Annotated in this window: 18 protein-coding genes; 13 read left to right on the top strand and 5 right to left on the bottom strand. The window is 69.8% G+C overall.

What is annotated here, in order from left to right; translation table 11 throughout:
• Window positions 1-8 precede the first annotated feature (8 nt).
• From lon to OWM54_RS08725, 10 genes are all read left to right on the top strand, one after another.
• Complete coding sequence (lon, locus tag OWM54_RS08770; protein WP_223750607.1) at window positions 9-2465, top strand: endopeptidase La; 2457 nt, start codon at window positions 9-11, stop codon at window positions 2463-2465.
• Between the two features lie 281 nt (window positions 2466-2746).
• On the top strand, window positions 2747-4333 hold the full coding sequence (locus OWM54_RS08765; protein WP_267701107.1) for a peptide ABC transporter substrate-binding protein: 1587 nt from the start codon (window positions 2747-2749) through the stop codon (window positions 4331-4333).
• 145 nt (window positions 4334-4478) lie between these two features.
• Window positions 4479-5363: an ABC transporter permease subunit gene (locus tag OWM54_RS08760; RefSeq protein ID WP_223784946.1), complete on the top strand. Its 885-nt coding sequence runs from the start codon at window positions 4479-4481 to the stop codon at window positions 5361-5363.
• A gap of 346 nt (window positions 5364-5709) precedes the next feature.
• Window positions 5710-6522, top strand: coding sequence for an ABC transporter permease subunit (locus OWM54_RS08755; RefSeq protein ID WP_267697190.1), 813 nt, complete (start codon window positions 5710-5712; stop codon window positions 6520-6522).
• Between the two features lie 93 nt (window positions 6523-6615).
• Window positions 6616-7077, top strand: coding sequence for a response regulator (locus tag OWM54_RS08750; protein ID WP_046712197.1), 462 nt, complete (start codon window positions 6616-6618; stop codon window positions 7075-7077).
• A 77-nt stretch (window positions 7078-7154) separates the two neighbouring features.
• A complete protein-coding gene (locus OWM54_RS08745) occupies window positions 7155-7700 on the top strand; it encodes a YqgE/AlgH family protein (RefSeq protein ID WP_223750610.1) in 546 nt (181 codons plus the stop codon).
• A complete protein-coding gene (locus tag OWM54_RS08740; RefSeq protein ID WP_141326072.1) occupies window positions 7700-7957 on the top strand; it encodes a BolA family protein in 258 nt (85 codons plus the stop codon). The genes OWM54_RS08745 and OWM54_RS08740 overlap by 1 nt, the downstream gene beginning before the upstream one ends.
• 11 nt (window positions 7958-7968) lie before the next feature.
• A complete protein-coding gene (gene grxD, locus OWM54_RS08735) occupies window positions 7969-8289 on the top strand; it encodes a Grx4 family monothiol glutaredoxin (RefSeq protein WP_223750611.1) in 321 nt (106 codons plus the stop codon).
• A 79-nt stretch (window positions 8290-8368) separates the two neighbouring features.
• Window positions 8369-9796, top strand: a complete 1428-nt coding sequence (locus OWM54_RS08730) for a DUF2914 domain-containing protein (RefSeq protein WP_267697189.1) — start codon at window positions 8369-8371, stop codon at window positions 9794-9796.
• A 110-nt stretch (window positions 9797-9906) separates the two neighbouring features.
• Window positions 9907-11193 (top strand): winged helix DNA-binding domain-containing protein, encoded by a 1287-nt coding sequence (locus tag OWM54_RS08725; protein ID WP_267697188.1) that lies wholly within the window; start codon window positions 9907-9909, stop codon window positions 11191-11193.
• A gap of 143 nt (window positions 11194-11336) precedes the next feature.
• Here OWM54_RS08725 and OWM54_RS08720 read toward each other — a convergent pair whose 3' ends face one another.
• Window positions 11337-12947: an aminopeptidase P family protein gene (locus tag OWM54_RS08720; protein ID WP_267697187.1), complete on the bottom strand. Its 1611-nt coding sequence runs from the start codon at window positions 12945-12947 to the stop codon at window positions 11337-11339.
• Window positions 12948-12980: 33 nt separating this feature from the next.
• The gene (locus OWM54_RS08715) at window positions 12981-13745 is read right to left on the bottom strand and encodes a 16S rRNA (uracil(1498)-N(3))-methyltransferase (protein ID WP_267697186.1); all 765 of its coding nucleotides are present in this window, start codon (window positions 13743-13745) and stop codon (window positions 12981-12983) included.
• Between the two features lie 135 nt (window positions 13746-13880).
• On the opposite strand from OWM54_RS08715, the gene OWM54_RS08710 reads away from it, so the two are divergent.
• The gene (locus tag OWM54_RS08710) at window positions 13881-15071 is read left to right on the top strand and encodes a tRNA-uridine aminocarboxypropyltransferase (protein WP_223750616.1); all 1191 of its coding nucleotides are present in this window, start codon (window positions 13881-13883) and stop codon (window positions 15069-15071) included.
• A gap of 94 nt (window positions 15072-15165) precedes the next feature.
• Here OWM54_RS08710 and OWM54_RS08705 read toward each other — a convergent pair whose 3' ends face one another.
• Window positions 15166-17157 (bottom strand): FecR domain-containing protein, encoded by a 1992-nt coding sequence (locus OWM54_RS08705; RefSeq protein ID WP_267697185.1) that lies wholly within the window; start codon window positions 17155-17157, stop codon window positions 15166-15168.
• A complete protein-coding gene (locus OWM54_RS08700) occupies window positions 17144-17809 on the bottom strand; it encodes an RNA polymerase sigma factor (protein WP_267697184.1) in 666 nt (221 codons plus the stop codon). The genes OWM54_RS08705 and OWM54_RS08700 overlap by 14 nt, the downstream gene beginning before the upstream one ends.
• 235 nt (window positions 17810-18044) lie before the next feature.
• Between OWM54_RS08700 and OWM54_RS08695 the strand changes: the two genes are divergently transcribed.
• Complete coding sequence (locus OWM54_RS08695; protein ID WP_267697183.1) at window positions 18045-19223, top strand: DUF7107 domain-containing protein; 1179 nt, start codon at window positions 18045-18047, stop codon at window positions 19221-19223.
• Window positions 19224-19256: 33 nt separating this feature from the next.
• Here OWM54_RS08695 and OWM54_RS08690 read toward each other — a convergent pair whose 3' ends face one another.
• Window positions 19257-20258: a class I SAM-dependent methyltransferase gene (locus OWM54_RS08690; protein WP_370640424.1), complete on the bottom strand. Its 1002-nt coding sequence runs from the start codon at window positions 20256-20258 to the stop codon at window positions 19257-19259.
• On the opposite strand from OWM54_RS08690, the gene OWM54_RS08685 reads away from it, so the two are divergent.
• Window positions 20257-20952, top strand: coding sequence for a UdgX family uracil-DNA binding protein (locus OWM54_RS08685; RefSeq protein ID WP_267697182.1), 696 nt, complete (start codon window positions 20257-20259; stop codon window positions 20950-20952). The genes OWM54_RS08690 and OWM54_RS08685 overlap by 2 nt on opposite strands.
• The last annotated feature ends 37 nt before the right edge of the window (window positions 20953-20989 follow it).

Genomic DNA, 20989 nt, shown 5'->3' with positions numbered 1-20989 from the left:
GCGGATACATGTTCTTCGGACGTGACGACAAGAAGGAAGCCCAGAAGCGGGGACTCACCGTCCCGCTCTTGCCCCTTCGGGACATCATCGTGTTCCCGCACATGGTGGTTCCGCTGTTCGTCGGCCGGGAGAAGTCCATCGCCGCGTTGAAGGACGCGATGGCTCACAAGGGGCCGGACGACAAGGCCGTCATCCTGCTGGCCGCCCAGAAGAAGGCCAAGACGAACGACCCCTCTCCCGACGACATCTTCCACTTCGGCACCATGGGGCACGTCATCCAGCTGCTGCCCCTGCCGGACGGCACCGTGAAGGTGCTGGTGGAAGGGGTGAAGCGCGCGAAGGTGAAGAAGTTCCACCCGAACGACGCCTTCTTCATGGTGGAGGTGGAGGAGGTGGAGGAGCAGACGGAGAAGAGCGTGGAGCTGGAGGCGCTCGTGCGCTCCGTGCACTCCGTGTTCGAGGCCTTCGTCAAGCTCAACAAGCGGATTCCACCCGAGATGCTGATGCAGGTGGCCAGCATCGATGACCCGGCGCGGCTCGCCGACACCATCGTCGCGCACCTGTCGCTGAAGCTGAACGACAAGCAGGCGCTGCTCGAGACCGAGTCTCCCGCGAAGCGGCTGGAGAAGCTCTACGAGCTGATGCAGGGGGAGATCGAGATTCTCCAGGTGGAGAAGAAGATCCGCACCCGCGTCAAGAAGCAGATGGAGAAGACCCAGAAGGAGTACTACCTGAATGAGCAGATGCAGGCCATTCAGAAGGAGCTGGGTGAGCGCGACGAGTTCAAGAACGAGATCCAGGAGATTGAAGAGAAGCTGAAGAACAAGCGGATGAGCAAGGAGGCCACGCTCAAGGTCAAGAAGGAGCTCAAGAAGCTCCGGATGATGAGCCCGATGAGCGCCGAGGCCACGGTCGTCCGCAACTACATCGACTGGATCATCAGCCTGCCCTGGTACGACGAGACCCAGGACCGGCTGGACGTGACGGAAGCGGAGACGGTGCTCAACGAGGACCACTACGGCTTGAAGAAGCCGAAGGAGCGCATCCTCGAGTACCTGGCCGTGCAGCAGTTGGTGAAGAAGCTCAAGGGCCCCGTGCTGTGCTTCGTGGGACCTCCGGGCGTGGGCAAGACGTCGCTGGCGCGTTCGATTGCGCGGGCCACGGGCCGCAAGTTCGTGCGCCTGTCCCTGGGCGGCGTGCGTGACGAGGCGGAGATTCGCGGCCACCGGCGCACGTACATCGGCGCGATGCCGGGCAAGCTCATCCAGTCGCTGAAGAAGGCGGGCAGCAACAACCCGGTCTTCCTGCTCGACGAAATCGACAAGATGTCCACGGACTTCCGAGGCGACCCGAGCGCGGCGCTGCTGGAGGTGCTGGACCCCGAGCAGAACCACAACTTCAACGACCACTACCTGGACCTCGACTACGATTTGTCCAAGGTGATGTTCATCTGCACCGCGAACACGATGCACAACATCCCCGGTCCGCTGCAGGACCGCATGGAGGTGATTCGCATCGCGGGGTACACCGAGCCGGAGAAGCTCTCCATCGCCCGGCGCTACCTCATCCCGAAGGAGCAGGAGGCCAACGGGCTGACGGACGTGAAGGTGGACTTCAGCCACGAGGCGCTGCGGACCATCATCCACCGCTACACGCGCGAGTCCGGCGTTCGTTCGCTCGAGCGTGAGATTGGCGGCGTGTTCCGCAAGATTGCCCGCGACGTGCTGAAGAACGGCAAGCGGGACATCGAGGTGGACCGCAAGACGGCGATGAAGTTCCTGGGCACGCCGCGCTACCGCTACGGCGTGGCGGAGCGCGAGGACCAGGTGGGCATCGTCACGGGTCTGGCGTGGACGGAGCTGGGAGGAGAGATCCTCACCACCGAGGCCACCGTGATGCCGGGCAAGGGCAAGCTCATCATCACCGGCAAGCTGGGCGAGGTGATGCAGGAGTCCGCGCAGGCGGCCATGTCGTACGTGCGCAGCCGGGCGGACCGCTTCGGCATCGACCGCAAGGTGTTCGAGAACTACGACATCCACGTGCACCTGCCCGAGGGCGCGATTCCCAAGGACGGTCCGTCCGCGGGCGTCACCATCTGCACGGCGCTGGTGAGCGCGCTCACGCGCGTCCTCATCCGTCGGGATGTGGCGATGACGGGTGAAATCACGCTGCGTGGGCGGGTGCTGCCCATCGGCGGCCTGAAGGAGAAGACGCTGGCCGCGCACCGCGCGGGCATCAAGACGGTCCTCATCCCGAAGGCGAACAAGAAGGACCTGAAGGACATCCCGCTGAAGATTCGCAAGCAGCTGCGCATCGTCCCGGTGGAGTTCGTGGACGACGTGCTGCGCGAGGCGCTGGTGCTGGAGAAGCCCGAGGAGTTCGGCCGCGGCAAGCCGAGCACGGATGGGCTCAAGAGCCCCACGGCGGCCGAGGCCCCGTCGGCTCCGGCCTCGGCTCCGGCGTAGCGGGATTCACAGGGGAGGGCTTCGGCCCTCCTTGAAGTGCTCGAAGCCAGGACGTCCGTCGACCCACGAGGTCGCCGGGCTCCTGGCTTCTCTCTTTTCCAGCGGGCAGACGGGGCGTCTGGCTTCTGTTGCCGGGCGTCCCTGGCTTCGGGGTACAACGTGGCCCGGTGGCTCCTCGCGCTCGACTCGCCTGGTGGTGTCTGTTGCTGGCCTGGGTGACCGGGGCCTGCGGGCCGTGCGGCTTCCAGCCGGAGTCGGGCGTCAAGGTGGTGGTGCCCGCGATGCCCACCACGCTGGATTGGAGCCATTCGGACCCCGAGAGCTGGGCGAACTACCCGGTGATGCTCGCGACGCAGAAGGGGCTGACGCTGCTGGGCACGGACCACTCGGTGCGGCCGGGGTTGGCGGAGCGGTGGGAGCGCTCTCGCGACGAGCAGGGTCGTGAGGTCTACGTCTTCCACCTGCGTGGAGATGTGCGGTGGTCGGATGGCTCGCCGCTCGTGGCGCGGGACTTCGTCGTGGGGTGGCGGCGCGCGCTGCGCGGACGTGAGCGGGGGGAGATGGCGGACCTGGAGGGCGCGTCGGAGGTGCTGGCGCTGCAGGACCGCATGGCGCCCGAGGCGGACATCCGCGCGGCGCTGGAGCGCGTGGGCGTGGAGGCGGTGGACGCTCGGACGCTCCGGGTGACGCTGGCGCATCCGCGCAGCTACTTCCTGGCGCGCATCGCGAACGTCTACATCTTCTACCCGGCGCCCTCCGCGGACCTGGACGGGCGCTCGGATGAGGAGGTCCGTGATTACTTCGACCGGCCTCGTGACGGTCGGCCGCTGGCTTTGGGGCCTTATCGGGTGGAGAGCTGGGACAGGGCAGGGGAGCGGGTGCGGTTGGTCTACAACCCGCGCTCGGCGTTTCCTCCGCCCATGGCTCCGGGCGAGGTGCCCGTGCCCGTCATCACGTTGATGAAGTCGGAGATTGGACCGGCGCTGTATGAGCGGGGCCGGGTGGACTTCGTCTTCGTGGACAGCGCGGCGGCGCTGCGTGTGAAGCGGCCCGAGGACCTGCAGCGCGAGCCGCTGTTGTCGACGTACTACCTGGCGTTCAACACGGAGCGCGCGCCGCTGGACAGGCCGGAGGTCCGTCGCGCGCTGTCTCGGGCGTTGGACCGGGAGGCGTTGATGGTCGGGTTGCTGCCGGCCGCGCGGCCCTCGCATGTGTTGCTGCCTCCGGAGCTGCCGGGGGCTGCGTCGGCCGAGGAGGCGTTGCGGCTGCCGCACTACGAGCCCGAGCGCGCGAAGGCGGAGCTGGCGCCGGTGGCCGGGTTGGAGCGGCCGTTGAGGCTGGTGTACCGCTCGGGGGACAACTTCGTGCCGGAGGTGGCCATCGCCGAGCGCGTGGCGGCGCAGCTGGCTCGGGTGGGCGTGAAGGTGGAGCTGGAGGCGAGGTCCGACTTCACGGCGGAGATTTCGCGGCGCACGGCCAAGGGGCCTCGCGCGTATGACTTGTACCTGCGGCGGTTGGGCGGGGACTACGCGCACCCGAACACGTTCTTCACGCTCTTCGAGCGCTCGGGCAATCACCAGACGGGCTGGGAGACGCAGGTCGGTGGCGAGCCCATGGCGCGCTTCGAGCGGCTGCTGGAGGCCGGGGACGGCGAGGCGGACGAGGCGCGCGCGCGGACGATGTATGTGCAGGCGCAGGAGGTGCTGGTGGGGGAGCAGGCGGTGATTGCGCCGCTGTACCACCCGGACCGCTACTTTCGGGCGCGTGACACGCTGCGGGGCCTGGATGTGGACCCGTTCAACTTCCTGGCCCTGCGCACGCTGCGCAGGACCGCGCCGGCGCTGGAGCAGACCGAGGTGGCGCGATGATGGCCGTGCTCCAGAAGCCCGCCCTGTTGCCGCGGAGGTTCGCCTCCGGGCCGGTGCGTCGAGGTGAGGGGCCGGCTCTTTCGCTTGATGGGATGCTGGTGCCTCTTGCGCGGGAGTCCTCGTCGGTGCTCGGCGAGGTGGCGCGATGATGGCCGTGCTCCAGAAGCTCGCGCGGCAGCTCGTGCTGGTGCCCGTGGTCGCGGTGGCCTCGTACTTCCTCATGGCCATGTTGCCGCTCACCACGGAGAGCGATGCGAAGCGGCAGGCGTCTCCGGAGCTGATGGCGTCGTATCGCCGGGACCTCGGCCTCGGTGAGCCGCTTGGCTTCCTGCGTCCCTGGGAGAAGCTGTGGCGCGGTGAGCGACTGGGCACGAGCGCGCAGGGAATCACGGGCGACGAACTGGCGCGCAAGCTGTCGGGCAGCGTCGGCGTGGGGATGCTCGCGCTTCCCCTGGCCCTGACATGGGCGCTGAGCTTCGCGCTCATTCGCACCCGTTGGCGACGAGGTCGGTGGTCCGCCCTGGGTGACGTCGTGCCGGCGCTGGCCTTCGGTACCCCCGTGTTCATCCCCGCGCTGTTGCTCGCGCCCGCGGTGGTCGAGCGCGGGCACATGCTGCCGGAGCTGTGCGCGGCGCTCGTCACGTCCATCTGGCCGGGCATCTTCCTGGGCACGCTGGTGGGGGACTCGCTGGAGACGGAGCTGTCGCGCGACTATGTGCGCACCGCGCTGGGCAAGGGCCTGTCGCCGGGCACGGTGCTGCGCCGTCATGTGCTCCCCAATGTGCTGCCCTCGCTGCTCGATGCCGTGGGGCCCGTGGCCACGGCGCTGCTCGCCGGCTCGTTCGCGGCGGAGCGCGTGTTGGGCCTGCCTTACTTCGGACAGCTCTACGTGCTCGCCGTGCTCAACAAGCAGGTCGCCGTCGTCGTCGTGGCGACCACCACCTTCGCCTCGCTGCTCGTCGTCGTGAGCCTCGTGGTGGAGGTGGCCCGCTACGTCGTGGACCCGCGCTCGCGTGAGGCCCGCGCATGAGCCTCCTGTCGAGGATTCATCCCGCTGCCCACCCGCCAGACCTATGTGGCCACGAGCCCTCGACGCTGTCGGGAGTGCTTCGCGCCGGGTCTCAGGTGTCTTCCGCGGGTTCGCGCCATGATCGTGCGGGGCGGGATGCGTCTCGTGGCTCGCCCTTCGGCCTCGCCTCACCTCGAGATGTGGAGCGTGTCGGGTGTACGTCGTGCGTCGGTGGCGGGGCGTCTTCGCTCGGGTCGCGCATGAGCCTCCGGTCCGGGGCTCAGCGCACTGCACTCGGTCCAGGCCCTCGCGACGCGTCGGACAGGCTTCGGGCTCATGGCGACATGCTCCCTCGGAGGGCCCGCGCATGAACCGCATCCCCGCGCGCGCCCGCGTCGGACTCGTGCTCCTCGTCGGGCTCGGCGTCCTCAGCCTCGTCGCCGGACGGCTGTTCCCGGACGTGCTCGCGAACACATGTCCTCTGGGCGTGGACCCGACGCGTCCGGACCGCACCGTGTGCGAGCTGGCCTTCGGCGGCCTCTGGGTCTCCCTGGCCGTGGGCTTGTGCGCCGGAGGGCTCTCCACGCTCATCGGCCTCGTCGTCGCCGCGGTGGCGCGGCTTCTCGGCGGCGCGTGGGAACAGGTCCTCCTGCGTGGCGTGGACGCGGTCTTCGCGCTGCCCGATGTGCTTGTGGTGATGGTGCTCCAGCTCGCCGGCCAGTCGCTCGCGGACGCGGGGCTCGGCGGTGGACTGGGGCCCTTCGGATTGATGGTCATGTCGCTCGCGCTGGTGGGGTGGGCCGGGCCCGCGCGGATGTTCCGCAACCGGCTGGCCACGCTGGAGGGACAGGAGTACGTCGCCGCGGCGCGCGCGCTCGGTGGTGGCGGCGCTCATGTCCTGCGTGTCCACCTGTGGCCCGCGCTCCGGCCCTTCGCGCTCGCCGTGTTCCTGAGCCGCCTGCCCACCGCCATCCTCACCGAATCCACCGTCAGCTTCTTCGGCATCGCTCGCATGGAGCCGATGTCCCTGGGCCGCTACCTGGGCACCAGCTACGCCGCCCTCATCTACGAGGGCGGCGCGCGCGTGGTGCTCCCCGCCTGGGCGCTGTTGGTGATGCTGGTGCTCGGCGCGTCGCTCGCCTCCCAGGCGCTCGCGGCGGGCCCTCGCAAGGTCTCCTGAAGAGCAGGCGCCGTGGGCGTGTCCGCTTGGAATTCCCACCGAGGACATGTGGGTTCCCATCACACGGAAACCTTTTGCCCAACCGGTGCCCTCATGTCCCTGCCCACCACTGAAGAGTTGATCCCCGTGCTCGGCCCCGACGCGAAGGAGCGCACCGAGCGCAGTGACGAGCTGAAGGTGGAGCCCGTGCGCAGCGCGGTGCTCGTCGTGGAGGACGACCCGTCCCACCGCGAAATCCTCGTGGAGATGCTGGCCGGCTGGGGCTACGAGCCCCTGCCCGTGGGCAGCGCCGAGGAGGCGGAGTTCGCCGTGCGCAACAAGCGCATGGACGCCGCCATCGTCGACGTGTTCCTCCCCGGCCGCAGCGGCGCCACGCTGATGTCACGGCTCCGTGAGCGCTTCCCCCAGGCCGTGCTCATCGGCGTGAGCGCGATGAGCGACTCCGCCATGGCGCGCAAGTGCAAGGGCCTGGGCGCGGACCTGTTCATCGGCAAGCCGCTCAACCCCGAGCGCCTGTCCGAGGCGCTCCAGTCGAAGCACACCAGCTGGCACTGAGCGAGGGGCGCCCGGCACCCGTCTTCCCAGGGCGGTTGCCGGTTGCGCCGCTCGCTCGAACGGTTGATGCTCGTCTCGTGAAGAACCTCGCTCCCGGCTTCCTGCTGGCCATGCCTCAGCTCGGGGACCCGAACTTCTACCGCTCGGTCGTCTTGATGATCGAACACGGTGAGTCCGGCTCCATGGGGCTCGTCGTCAACCGGGGCGCGCCCTTGACGCTGGGCGAGCTGGCACGCGGTCAGAAGCTCGACATCCACGAGGACCGCTCCACCCACCCCGTGTACCTGGGGGGGCCGGTGGAGCCCCAGCGTGGCTTCGTGCTGCACGACGATGGCGGGGTGCTGGAGAAGCACTCCGTGCTGCCGGGCCTGTTCCTCAGCGTGACGCTGGACGCGCTGGGGCCGCTCCTGGAGCGAAGCGCGCCCCGGCTGCGCTTCTGCCTGGGGTATGCGGGCTGGGGACCCAAGCAGCTGGAGAGTGAGATCGCCGCCGGCTCGTGGCTCTTCACGGAGGCCTCGAGCGAGGCGGTGCTGGGCCTGGAGCCCGGCAAGTTGTGGGAGACCACGTTGCGTGGCATGGGCGTGGACCCGGCCATGCTGGTGATGGGAAGGGGAATGAACTGATGCTCGACGCAGAATTCGTCCGCAGCCGCATCCTGGAGGCCCTGCCGGGCTCCGAGGTGGAGGTGCATGACACCACCGGGACGGGGGACCACTTCGAGGCCCGCGTCGTCAGCCCGGACTTCGCTGGCAAGATGATGGTGCAGCAGCACCAGCTCGTGTATGCGCCGCTCCAGCAGTGGCTCAAGTCGGGCGAGCTGCACGCGCTCGCGCTCAAGACCTATTCACCCGAGCAGTGGAAGAAGCTCGGGAACCGCTAAGGAGACACCCCATGAACCCCGACCTCAAGGCCCGGTTCGACCAGATCACCCAGTCGCACCCCATCGTCCTCTTCATGAAGGGCAACGCCCTGTTCCCCCAGTGCGGCTTCTCCGCGCGGGCGCTGCAGCTGCTGCAGCCCCACGGTGAGGTCTTCACGGTGGACGTGCTGGCGGACCCCGAGGTGCGCCAGGGCATCAAGGACTACACGAACTGGCCCACCATTCCGCAGATCTTCATCAAGGGGCAGTTCGTCGGCGGCGTCGACATCCTGTCGGGCCTGGCCGAGAGCGGCGAGCTGGCGGACCTGGTCGCGGGCAAGTCCCCGGCCTGAGCCGGGGGCCTCGGGGGGAGGGGAGACCCGCTCCCCTCGAAGCGGCTAGAATGGGCGGCCGCTACCGCGAGGAAACACCGTGGTCACCGCTACTCCGCCCAACACCTCCCAGAAGAACGAAGAGACCTCCGAGCCGTCGGGTGCCCCGAAGCCGGAGGCCGTCGTCCCCGCGAACGTCGTCGTGACGGAGGCCGCCCCGGGTGTCGTCGTGCCCGTCGCGGTGGACCCCGATGACCTGGTGGCCACGGCGAAGACGCCCACGCTGATGGAGAAGGTGCAGGCGTTCCGCACGCGGCACGAGAAGTGGGAGATGGCCGCGTTCTTCTTCGGCGGCTTCCTCTACGACATCGTCTCGCTCAGCCGCATCGACGACAAGCTGACGCTGGTGCAGAGCTTCGGGTACCTGGTCATCCTGGCGACGCTGCTCCTGCTCGAGCAGCGCTACCCGGAGGGCACGGAGCCGCCGAAGCTGTTGGAGAAGGTGTGGCGCTGGCGCGAGGACGCCATCCACTTCTTCTTCGGCAGCCTGCTCAGCGTCTTCATGCTGCTCTTGTTCAAGAGCACGTCGGGCTTCACGCCCTACCTCTTCGTCGTCGGCATGTTCGCGCTGCTGGTGGCCAACGAGCTGCCGCTGTTCCGCAAGATGGGCCCGGTGGTGCGCGTCTCGCTGCTGAGCCTGTGCGTGACGATGTACTTCGCGTGCCTGCTGCCCGTGCTCATCGGGCGCATCGGCTTCTGGGTGTTCCTGCTGGCGGTGACGCTGGGCTGCGCGAGCATGTACGGGCTGATGCGGCTGATGGCGCGCTGGCGTCCGGACATGCAGTACCTGGTGCGCAACGTGGCGGTGCCGGGCTTCGGGGTGCAGGCGGCGCTCCTGGCCTGCTACCTGGTGGGCATCATCCCGCCCATCCCGCTGGCGGTGCAGTACTCGGGCATCTTCCACGACGTGAAGCGCGTCAGCCCGGGCGTGTACCAGCTGACCTCGGTGGATGACTCGGTCTGGTACAAGCCGTGGACGTGGTTCGGTCCGGACTTCGTCATCCGCCCCGGCGACAAGCCGTATTACTTCTTCCGCATCTTCGCGCCGAAGAACTTCGCGCCCTACAAGGTGCGGGTGCGCTGGTACTACGACCACCCGGAGAAGGGGTGGACGACGAACGGCAGCGGCTTCGTCGCCAACGTGAGCAGCAACGGGACGGACGGCGGCTATCGCTACTATGCGACGACCTCCAACCTGAAGCCCGGCAACTGGCGGGTGGTGCTGGAGACGGAGGACGGGCACGAAATCAATCGCCTGTCCTTCTCCGCGGGGGCGGACACGCGTACGGACCCGCGTGAGCTGGAGGTGAAGTACTCCACGCTGAAGGAGGTCCTCCCGCTGTCCACCGAGGAGTGGGAGAAGACGCGGAAGACGCCGGCCGCGCCCTCGGGTGGGACGGTGCCCGGGGCGGCTCCGGCTCCGGCCGACGAGGTGCCTCCTCAGGTGGCTCCCGCTCCGACGCCTTGAGGCGTGTGTCCGGGGGCCTACATACCTGACATATAGCTGTCACGCCCGGTCGTCATGGTGCGTCTCACGAAGCCGTCGAGCTGTCCCGGACTCGCGAGGACCCACGCCCCATGATTCCCATTCCCCTGATGTTCCTGCCGTTTCCCTTCGTGCCCGTGGACGCGCAACGCTCGAAGGGAGACGGGGCGCGTCCCCGGCGGGGCTCGGTGCTTCGGGGTGCCCAGGAGGCCGCCGTGACGACACCTCGCAAGCGTTCCTCCTCCGCGACGCGGAGCGGTGCGAAGGCGGCACCGACGCCCGTATTGACGAAGCGTGAGCTGAACCGGGCGCTGCTCGCGCGCCAGTTCCTGCTGCGACGGACCCGTGAGTCCGTGCCCCATGTTCTCGAGCACCTGGTGGGGCTCCAGGCCCAGGCTGGCAACGCGCCGTATCTGGGCCTGTGGACGCGGATGGAGGACTTCCAGCTCGAGGACCTCACCCGACGCTACGAGCAACGGGAAGTGGTTCGGGCGACGCTGCTGCGCTCCACGCAGCACCTGGTCACCGCGCGGGACTACCAGTCGCTGCGCCCCGCGCTCCAGCCCGTGTTGGACCGGATGTTCAACCACAGCGCGTATCCGCGAGAGCTCGCGGGGCTGGACATGGATGCGCTGCTCGCCGAGGGACGTCGGCTCCTCTCGCGTGAGCCCCTGAGCTCGGTGGAACTGGGGCGGCGTCTCCAGGCTCGCTGGCCGGAGCGGGATGCGCAGTCGCTGGCGTTCGTGGTGCGTGTCGCCGAGTCGCTCGTCACGGTGCCTCCGTTCGGCACCTGGGGCGTGGGCGGAGAGGTGACGTTCACTCCGTCGGCGTCGTGGCTCGGTGCGCCCCTGGAGCCCGCGCTCGCACTGGAGTCATTGGTGCGGCGCTACCTGGGCGCCTTCGGTCCCGCCAGCGTGAAGGACATGCAGCACTGGTCCGGCTTCGTGCGACTGGGCGAGGTCTTCGAGCGCCTGCGCTCCGAGCTGCGCGTGTTCCGTGACGAGCAGGGCGTCGAGCTGTTCGACCTTCCCGACGCGCCCCGACCCGGCGGTGACACGCAGGTGCCCGTGCGCTTCGTGCCTGAGTTCGACAACCTGCTGCTGTCCCACTCGGACCGCGCGCGCGTCATCTCCGAGCCGCATCGCAAGCGCGTCTTCACCGTCAACGGCATCATCCGTCCGACGGTGCTCGTGGACGGCTTCGTGCGCGGCATGTGGAAGCTGAAGTGGGAGAAGACGCGCGTCACGCTGCACGTCTCGCCCTTCGCCCGACTGACTCGCGAGGACCGCGAGGCGCTCACGGAGGAGGGGCTGCGCCTGCTCTCCTTCGCGGCGGCGGAGGCCTCGGAGCACGAGGTGCGCTTCGCCCCGGTGGCCTGAGAGCACGCCGCGCAGCGGAACGCGGGCACGCGTGGATACGGACCTCGGAGGACTTCGTGCCCGGTGCGGCTCGACCGCGAGGTCACGGCGCCGAGCTCCCGGCCCTCACCTGGTTCGTGGCGGGGCCGGGACGTGACCCGGGACTACTTGCGCTTGCCGGCCTTCGCCTTCTTCGCGGCGGGGGCCTTCGCCTTCTTCGCGGCGGCCTTCTTGCCCTTGGGGGTGGCGGACGCCTTGTCGGCGCTCCACACGCCGCTCATCCACGCCTCGATGTCCTTCACCGTGCGCGGGATGTTGCCGGACAGCACCTTGCAGCCGCGCGCGGTGACGACGATGTCGTCCTCGATGCGCACGCCGATGCCGCGGTAGCGCGCGGGCACCGTGAGGTCGTCCTTCTGGAAGTACAGGCCCGGCTCCACCGTGAGCACCATGCCCGCCTGCAGCTTCCCGTACTTGTAGGCCTCCTGCCGCGCCTGCGCGCAGTCATGCACGTCCAGCCCCAGCATGTGGCTGACGTTGTGCAACGAGTAGCGCTTGTAGAACTGGTGCTCGTCCTTGAGCGCCTCCGCGGCGTCCTCGAGGATGCCCAGCTTCTCCAGGCCCTCGGCCAGGACGCGCATGGCGGCGCGGTTGGGCTCCATGAAGTCGTTGCCCGGCTTCACCGCCGCGAACGCGGCCTCCTGCGACGCGTACACCAGCTCGTAGATGGCCTTCTGCTCCGGCGAGAAGCGGCCGTTGATCGGCAGCGTGCGCGTGATGTCCGCCGTGTAGAGCGTGTGGCCCTCGACGCCCGCGTCCAGCAGGAGCAGGTCCCCGGGGACGAGCGGACCGTCATTGCGGTTCCAGTGCAGCACGCACGCGTGAGAGCCGCTGGCGACGATGCTGTTGTAGCCCGTGTCGTTGCCCTCCACCCGCGCGCGCAGGTTGAAGATGCCCTCCACGTAGCGCTCCGTCTTCGCCACCTTCAGGCTGCGGATGACGTCCTCGAAGCCGCGCTGCGTGGCGTCGATGGAGATCTGCAGCTCGCGCAGCTCCTGCGCGTCCTTGATGAGCCGCATCTCCGACAGGAACGTGGCCAGCGCCTTGTCGCGCTCGCCGCCCTCCGCCACCTCCGCGTCCACCTTGGCCGAGTGTCCGCGCAACACGCGCGTGGACTTCGCCGAGCCCTTCAGGCCCTTGAGGTACGTGTTCAGCGTGTCGAGCCCGCGCGCCTCGTCGACGTCATGGCGCGCGCGGCTCTCCGGCACGCCCAGGCGCGGGCCCACCCACAGCTCGCCCTTCACCCGGTCCGTGAAGAACGTCGCGTCCGAGCGGCCCGGGTTGGGCTCCACGAAGAGGATGTCCGTGTGGCCGCCGCCCTCCTTCGGCTCCAGCACCAGCACGCAGTCCGCCTCCATGTTGCCGGTGAGGTAGTAGAAGTCCGTGCCCGGGCGGAAGCGGTAGTACGTGTCGTTCGCGCGCACCTTCTCGTGGCCGGTGGGGATGACAATCGTCTCGCCGGGGAACGCCTGCGACAGCGCCTTGCGACGGGCCTTGAAGGACTCCGCGTACTTGATCTTCGGCGGCAGCTTCCCCGACGCGGGCTTCCACTTCTCGAGCATGAAGTCGAGCAGCGCCTGGGGCGGCAGCGAGTCGTGGCTCGCGGGCTTCGCCGCTGGAGCCTGCGGCTCCGACGTGACGAGGGACTGCTGCTCACCGACCGCGGGCTGCGTGCTGTCGGAAGCGACCGAGGACGAAGGGATGGACGTGGCCATGGCCGATAACTCTCGGCCAGCGGCCCACCCCCTTCAAGTGCCACCTGCATCGTGACGCGGAGCAGTGTCTTCCCCGAGAAGGGCTACTTGCCCGACGAGCACGGGAACCGCCGTCTCCACCCGGAGGATGCGCGGCCCGAGCGAGAACGGCCGGAAGCCGTGGGATTCCAACAATTGGGCCTCGAACGACACCCAACCTCCGTCGGGGCCGATGGCGAGCACGGAGCGCTGGCCGGGGGCCGCGGCCACCTGGCGCAGGGGCTGCGTAGCCGGAGGGTGGGGGAGCAGGCGGACGGCGTCGGTGGGGAAGACGCTGTCGAGCTCGTCCTCGACGAAGGGGCGGAAGCGCTCGCGGACCAGGACCTCGGGCAGGCGGGTGTCGCGTGCCTGCTCCAGGCCTTGAAGGAGCAAGTCCCTCACGAACGCGCCGTCGAGCACCTTGGAGTCGAAGTAGCTCTTCTCCACGCGGGCGGCGTTGACCAGGACGATGCGGTCCACGCCCAGCGAGGCCACGGCCGGGAGGACCTTCTTGAGGGCCTTGGGGCGGGGGATGGCGAGCAGCAGGTCGATGCCCGCACGGGGCGGAGGGGGCTCGGTGAGGGACACGCGCAGGTGGAGGACGCCGGGGCTGTTCTCCAGCACCTCGCCCGAGCCCGTCAGGCCGCCCAGGCGCCCCACGCGCAGGGACTCACCGGGCTCGGCGCGCAGCACCTCCCGGGCGTGCTGGGCGCGGCGGCCGGTGAGCCGGGCGGTGCCGTCCGGCAGGAAGTCCTCGTCGAAGAGCAGCAGCAGGTTCACGGGGGGCCTGTGTACCCCGGCTGGCGGGGGCGTGGGTGGGTTCTTCCCTCCGGGAGCGCCTGGCGCCCTGGCTGGCGGCGGGCCCCTGCACCGGCAGTGCTTGCCCGGTTCCGGGCCGTGCCGTAAAGCCGGGCTGTGCGTTCCCTTTGTCTTCGCTGCCACCGCCCCGAGAGCGCTTGCTACTGCTCGCAACTGCCGCCCCGGCTGGACACGCGCACCCGCGTCGTCTTCCTCCAGCACCCCCGTGAGCGCCGCGTGGCCATCGGCACCGCGCGCATGGCGCACCTGGCGCTGGCCAACTCCGAGATTCATCAGGGCGTCGACTTCACGGGCCACTCCCGCTTGGAGGAGCTGGCGAAGGACCCGGACTCCGTCGCGGTGCTCTTCCCGGGCGAGGACGCCATCTCCGTGGAGGATGCGCGCGCGCGGCCGCCGAAGACGCTCATCGTCGTGGACGGGACGTGGCCGCAGGCGAAGAAGGTCGTGTCGCGCAACCCCGTGCTCGCGGGGCTGCCGCGCATCGGCTTCGTGCCTCGGCGTCCGAGCAACTACCGCATCCGCGCGGAGCCGGCGGACCACTGTGTGTCCACCATCGAGGCGGTGGTGGAGATTCTCGGGCTGCTCGAGGGTCAGCCGGAGAAGTTCGACACGATGCTGCGCGCGTTCGAGTACATGGTCGACACGCAGCTGGGGCGTCAGGCGACGCGGACCTCGCCCAATCGCCGCCGCATCCACTACGGCCCGTGGCGTCCGCCGTTCGAGCTGCGCTCGCTGGCGCAGGCCTTCGAGAACCTGGTGGTGTTCTACGGCGAGGCCAACGCGCACCCGACGGGCGCGGACATCCCGGCCGAGCTGGTGCACGTGGTGGCGTGTCGCCCCGCTTCGGGAGAGCGCTTCGAGGCCATCATCGCGCCGGAGCGGCCGCTGGCTCGCAGCACGACGCTGCACGTGGAGCTGTCGGAAGAGGTGCTGCGCGCGGGCGAGACTCGGGCCGCGGCGCTGGCGCGGTTCGAGCAGTTCCTGCGTCCGGACGATGAGCTGGCGGTGTGGACGACGTTCGCGCTCGACCTCTTGTGGGAGGGTGGGGTGGCGCGCAGGCCCGCGAGGAACGTGCGGCTGGCCACGGCGCGCGCGCTGGAGGGCAAGGCGGGCGGGGTGGAGCACGCGATGGAGCTGCTCTCGGGGCCGGACGTGCCGCGCTGGGCTCCGGGACGCGCGGGCACGCGCATCCGCGCGCTGGAGTCCGTGCTGCGCGTGCTGGTGGAGCGAGGCCAGGCGAGCGAGCCGATGAAGCGCGTGAAGCAGCGCACCGGCACCGAGGGCTGACGCGGGACGGCGGTTGATTTCAATCAGACGGGGGCGCGACGACAGCGCCTCGGGTGTCTGGTTTTGGTGATGGAGCGCCCCGGGTGCGCGGGGGCTACGGCAGGATGGCCGCGCCCGCCTCGCGCACGTAGCGGCCTCGCGGGAACTCCTTCAGGTACTGACGGTACTCGAGCTTCGCGTCCTGTCCCTGGAGTCGCTGTTCGAAGCAGCGCGCGCGCAGGTAGCGCGCCTGTTCGCGGTGTTTCTTGCGCGGGCTCTTGTCGGCGATCTCCTCCAGGCCGGCGAGGTAGTTCTCACAGCTGCGCTGACTGAGCTGGAGCCGCGCATACCCGAGGAACCGCTCGTCCGCGTCCTTTGACAGGAGCGCCTGGGGATTGTGGTCATCCTTCTTCGGTGGCGTGGCCTCCGCCACCTTCGTGGGCTGCGAGGGTGCAGTGGCGGGCGCGCGTGGCGGCGTCATGCGCTCCGTCACCGATGGGGCCGGGTAGGGCGCGAAGTCCTGCGACGGATCGAGGGGAGAGGACGGCGGCTGGGTCATGGCGACGGTGGCGGGAGGCTCTGCCTGGGGCGCGTCCTCGGTGTCGGGCGGCACGGCCACGGGGTCGGGCAGCTCGGGCGCAGGGAGGCTCTCGCGTTGAGGCGAGAGGGATGCGACCACGAGCTTCTTCGACTGCGCCTTCATCACCTGCGCCGTCGCGACGGCGGACTTCACCGTGCTCGGAGCCTGCGGCGCGTGGGCCACCGCGGGCAACACGTCCTGCGCTCGCGCGGGAGGGTTCGCGGCGGTGGGCACCGTGGTGCCGACATCCTGGGTCGAGGACTCGGTCGGACGCTCGAACACCTCCAGCGCTTCGCGGTCCGGTTGGGACAACTTCTCCTGCTTCAGGGCCTGGTCGTGGGAGCGCAGCTCGACGCGCTCGCCAGCGCCCACCATGCGCGCGGGCTGTCCCTCCAGCTCCACGCGCACGCGGCCCTCGGACACCGCCACGGATGCGCCCAGCGCCGTGCGCTCCACGGTGAAGACCGTGCCGACCACGGACACGCGCAGGCCCGCGACGTCCACGCGGAAGCCGCGCCGCTCGGCGTGCGAGGCCTTCACCGACAAGCGGCCCTGATGCACCGTGAGGTGCACGTCGCTCGGCTCGGCCTTCGACAGCTCCACCTCGGAGCCCGCGGACACGCGGACCTGGCTTGCATCCGGGAGCCGCAACATCGCGGAGGCCTTCGCGGGCGTCTTCACCGCGACACCCGAGCGCAATCGCATCCCGGCGCGCAGCTCGCGCTCCTGCCCGCCCTGTTCCTTGAGCACCGCTCCCGGAACGCTGTCGGTCCGCGCGGGGTTGCCGTCCATCGCGAGCGACTCCACCGCGCTCTCCGAGGACGTCGTGCTGCCCGTGGACCCGGGCTGTTCCGTGAGCGCCTCGTCTGTCGACCTCGTCTGCTCTACGAGTTCCTTGCCCGTGCCCGCGGGCCCGGTCGTCCGTCCCGCGAGCGCCTCGTCCGACGTCGTCGCCTTGCCCGCGAGCACCTCGCTCGTGGGCGTCCCGCGTGTCGTCGAGATGCTGATGAGGAAGAGCGCGAGCGCCACCGCACAGGCCCCCGCGAGTGCCAGGGCCCACGGCCATCGCGCGTGCTGTGCCCCGGTGCTCGCGGCCGCGTCGGTTCGTGCCCACGGCCACCGCGAGCGTTGTGCCCCCGAGCTCGCGGTCGCGTCGGTTCGTGCCCACGGCCACCGCGATCGTTGTGCCCCCGAGCTCGCGGTCGCGTCGGTTCGCGCCCACGGCCACCGCGTGCGTTGTGCCCCCGAGCTCGCGGTCGCGTCGGTCCGCGCCCACGGCCACCGCGTGCGCTTCGCCTCCGTGCTCGCGGCGACCTTGGCTCTGAGGGCCGTGCCGACCGCGTCCCAGCGCACCACGGGCTCCACCTGTCGGGCCTCGTGCAGCATCGCGCGACTCGTGCGGATCTGCTCCCACTGAGCGGCACACGCGGGGCACTCGGACAGATGCGCCCGGATGCGCGCGGAGTCCTCGGCGCTCAGCTCGTCGGCCGCCAGCGACCACAGCGCGCCTGCCTCAGGGTGAGCCATACGGGCCTCCAGGGCGGCGGGTGGCGAGCAGTCGCTGCATGGCCTCGTTGAACTCCAATCTCGCGTGGTGCAGCCGGCTGCGGACGGTGTTGGGAGAGCTTCCCACGGCCTCGGCGATTTCGTCCGGGCTCATTCCGCACAGCTCGTAGTACACGAAGACGATTCGCTTCTTGGGCTTGAGCCGCTCCAGCGCCAGCTCCACCAGCCGGGCCGCCTGCCTGCGCTGCGCCGCGGCCTCCGGGTCCTCGCCCGAAGACTCGCACTCCGGTGGCTCCGCGACCGAATCCTCCGGCCTCCTGCGCTTCCACCGCAGATGCGACAGCGCCACGTTCGAGCACACCCGATAGAAGAACGTCCGGAAGCGCGACTCGCCCCGATAGCCCTTCACCGCCGTGAGCAGCCGCAGGTACGTCTCCTGGAGCAGGTCCTCCACGTCCACGCGATTGCCCACCAGGTGCCGCAAGGTGCGCGCCGCGTCCACCTTCGTCAGTTCATAGAGACGCTCGAAGGCGGTGAGGTCCCCGTCCTGCAGCCGGCTTACGAGCAGCCGCAGCTGCGGCTCATCCGACGTGGGAGGTATGGCTGGACCTGGCCCAGGGCGCTCTTCGGGCGAGGCGGCGGTCGCCAGTGCCTGGGCATCACGGAGAATCACTGGACGCTCTCCCTCCGGGACCCGCCGCGAGGTTCCCCCTTGCAGGAGCGCCCCACCGTCCATGTGAAAGGTCCAGGTCAGCACACTACCTCCGTGCCCCTGGGTCGCCGCGGCGGCGTGGGACGATCAAAAAAGATTTTTGATCAGCCGTCAGCGCCCCGGAGTCCAACGCGGGTGAAACCGGACAACCCACCCGGTGGCCGGACCGGTTCCCCGTAGCTCGGAGTCCCCGCTCATGAGGCACAACCCCCTGCGACGCCTGCTGGCGCCGCTGCTCGTGCTGTTCGCCTTCCTCCAAGGCTGCATCATCCACGAGCCCGACGACAGTTGGATGGACGACGAGGACCTCTGCTACTGCTCCACCCACGCCGACTGTGACGGTGACCAGTCCTGCATCGGCGGCATCTGTCGTGACAGCGGCTCCGGCACCCAGCGGTGTTCCTCCTCGCTTGAGTGCCCCGGCACGCAGATCTGCCTCGACAACTTCTGTGCCCAGCCCTGCGTCCGCAACGGCGAGTGCCCCAGTGGTCGCTGCGAGGGCGGCTTCTGCACGCCTTCCTCCACGCCGCGCCCCGACGCGGGGAGCGATGGCGGGATTCCTCGTCCGGATGGCGGCACGCGCCCGGATGGCGGTCCTCGCCCCGATGGCGGCATCGATGGCGGCCCCGCGACGGACGGGGGCCCCGGCCCCGCGTGCTGGATGAACGCGGACTGCGGCGCGGGCAACTACTGCATCAACAACCAGTGCGTGCGCGGCTGCTCGACGGACTCCAACTGCTCCGGCGACGAGGCGTGCATCTCCGGCGTGTGCCGCCCGCGGCCGCCGGACCCGAACGCGTGCCGCTGGGCGTATGACTGCTCGGACGGCAAGGACTGCGTGGACGGCCAGTGCCGGGCGCAGTGCGAGTCCACCACGCAGTGCCCCGAGGACTACTCCTGCCAGATCGGCTACTGCCTGCCGATTCCCCACGGCGGTGAGTGCCGCGCCAACTGCGACTGCCCCTCCGGCCAGGTCTGCACCAACGGCCAGTGCCGCTCGCCGCAGCCGGAGCCGGGCCAGACGTGCATGGCCAACTGCGACTGCCCCTCCGGTCAGGTCTGCACCAGCGGCTACTGCCGTCCTCCGCAGCCGCCGCCTCCGCCTCCCGACGCGGGGCCAGGCACGTACTGCTCCGCCAACTGCGACTGCCCCTCCGGTCAGGTCTGCACCAACGGCTCCTGCCGCGCGCCCACGCCTCCGCCTCCCGACGCGGGCTCCAGCAACGTCTGCCGCGCCAACTGCGAGTGCCCGGAGAACCACGCGTGCACCGACGGCGTGTGCAAGCCCGTCAACCGCGGCAGTGGCCAGGCCTGCGTGGCCAACTGCGAGTGCCCTGCGGGCGAGCGCTGCGTCGAGAACGCGTGCTGGCTGTAGCCAGGTGACGTCCCGGGTGGCGCCCTCGCTTCGTCAGGGCGCCACCATCCGCCAGCAGCGGTGGATGTCCTTGCGCTGGAAGTCCTCGGGGATGGAGCCGGGCGTGAGCTCCTCCACGGACTTCCAGCCGCGCGTCGCCTTGGCGTCCAGCTGGAAGCCGAGGAAGTTGTTGGAGAAGTAGAGGACGCCTCCGGGGGACAGCAGCGTCCGGAGCGCGTCCAGCATGCGCACGTGGTCGCGCTGCACGTTGAACGAGCCCGTCATCTTCTTCGACGTGGAGAAGGAGGGCGGGTCGCAGACGATGAGGTCGAAGCGCTCGGGGCCTCGGGCCTGGGCCTCCACCCAGGCCTTGGCGTCGCCGCGGACCAGCTCGTGGCGCGCGTCCGCGAGGCCATTGAGGTCCAGGTTGTCCTCGGCCCAGTCGAGGTACGTGTTGGACAGGTCCACCGTCACGGTGCTCGCGGCGCCGCCGGCGGCGGCGTAGACGGTGAACGCGCCCGTGTACGCGAAGAGGTTGAGGAAGCGCTTGCCCCGGACCTCCTCGCGCACGCGCTGGCGTGTGTCGCGGTGGTCCATGAAGAGGCCGGTGTCCAGGTAGTCGCCCAGGTTGACCCAGAACTTCAGGCCGCGCTCCTCGACGACGAGCCGACCGCTGCCCTCGCCCACGCGGCCATACTGCGCGCGGCCCCAGGGCTGGGGCGTGTGCGTCTTGACGAAGACGCGCTCGGCGGGCGTCTCGAGCACCTGGGTCACCGCGGCGAGGACCTCCTCGCGCTGCGTCTCGGCGGTGCCGGACTTGAGGGCCTTGCGGCGTGGGTACTCGGTGACGTGCACGCAGTCGCCGTAGATGTCGACCGCGTAGGGGTACTCGGGAATGTCCCGGTCATAGACGCGGAAGGCCGTCAGCCCCTGGGCGCGAGCCCACCTGCGGAAGTGCTTCGAGCCCTTGCGCAGCCGGTTGGCGAACATGCCGGCCTCCGCCTGGGGTGCCGCGTCGTCGCCGCCGTTGCCGTGAATACCTTGTGGGTCAGCCATGCCCAAGCGTCCCTCCGTCCAGACCACCGCGGCCCCACTCATCCCTGAGTCTCCGACGTACGACAAGCTCCGAGAAGCCGCTTCGGGCTGTCAGGCGTGTCCCTTGTGGAAGACGGGGACGCAGACCGTGTTCGGCGAGCCGGTGGGGAGGCCCGGTCCAGGCCCCAGGGTGATGCTGGTGGGCGAGCAGCCTGGAGACCAGGAGGACCGTGAGGGCAGGCCCTTCGTGGGGCCGTCCGGCAGGCTGCTGGACGAGGCGCTGGAGGAGGCCGGCATCGACCGCTCGCAGGCGTATGTCACCAACACGGTGAAGCACTTCAAGTGGACGGGGGACGGCAAGCGCCGCATCCACGCGAAGCCGAACACCACCGAGGTGCGCGCGTGCCTGCCGTGGCTCGAGGCGGAGATACAGGTGTTCCGCCCCGACATCCTCGTGTGCCTGGGGGCCACCGCGGCGCAGGCGCTGCTCGGCAAGGACTTCCGCGTGACGCAGCAGCGAGGGCAGCCGATTCCCTCCGCGTGGGCGCCCATCGTCGTGGCCACGGTGCACCCCTCGTCCATCCTGCGAGCGCCGGACCCGGAGGCCCGGGAGCGGCAGCGCGAGGCGTTCGTGGAGGACCTGCGCGCGGTGGCGCGGCTCATCCGCGAGGCGTCCTCGGACAGGGCAGGGGAGGACGCGCACGCGCCGAGGTGATGGCGGTGGGGCCGCGAAGGCAGAAGCCTTGTGGTCG

The sequence above is a fragment of the Myxococcus sp. MISCRS1 genome, from assembly GCF_026626605.1.
In the GTDB taxonomy this organism is placed as follows: Bacteria; Myxococcota; Myxococcia; order Myxococcales; family Myxococcaceae; genus Myxococcus; species Myxococcus fulvus.
The sequence above is the reverse complement of the archived record's forward strand: the minus strand, read 5'-3'. Positions and strand labels throughout refer to the sequence as shown.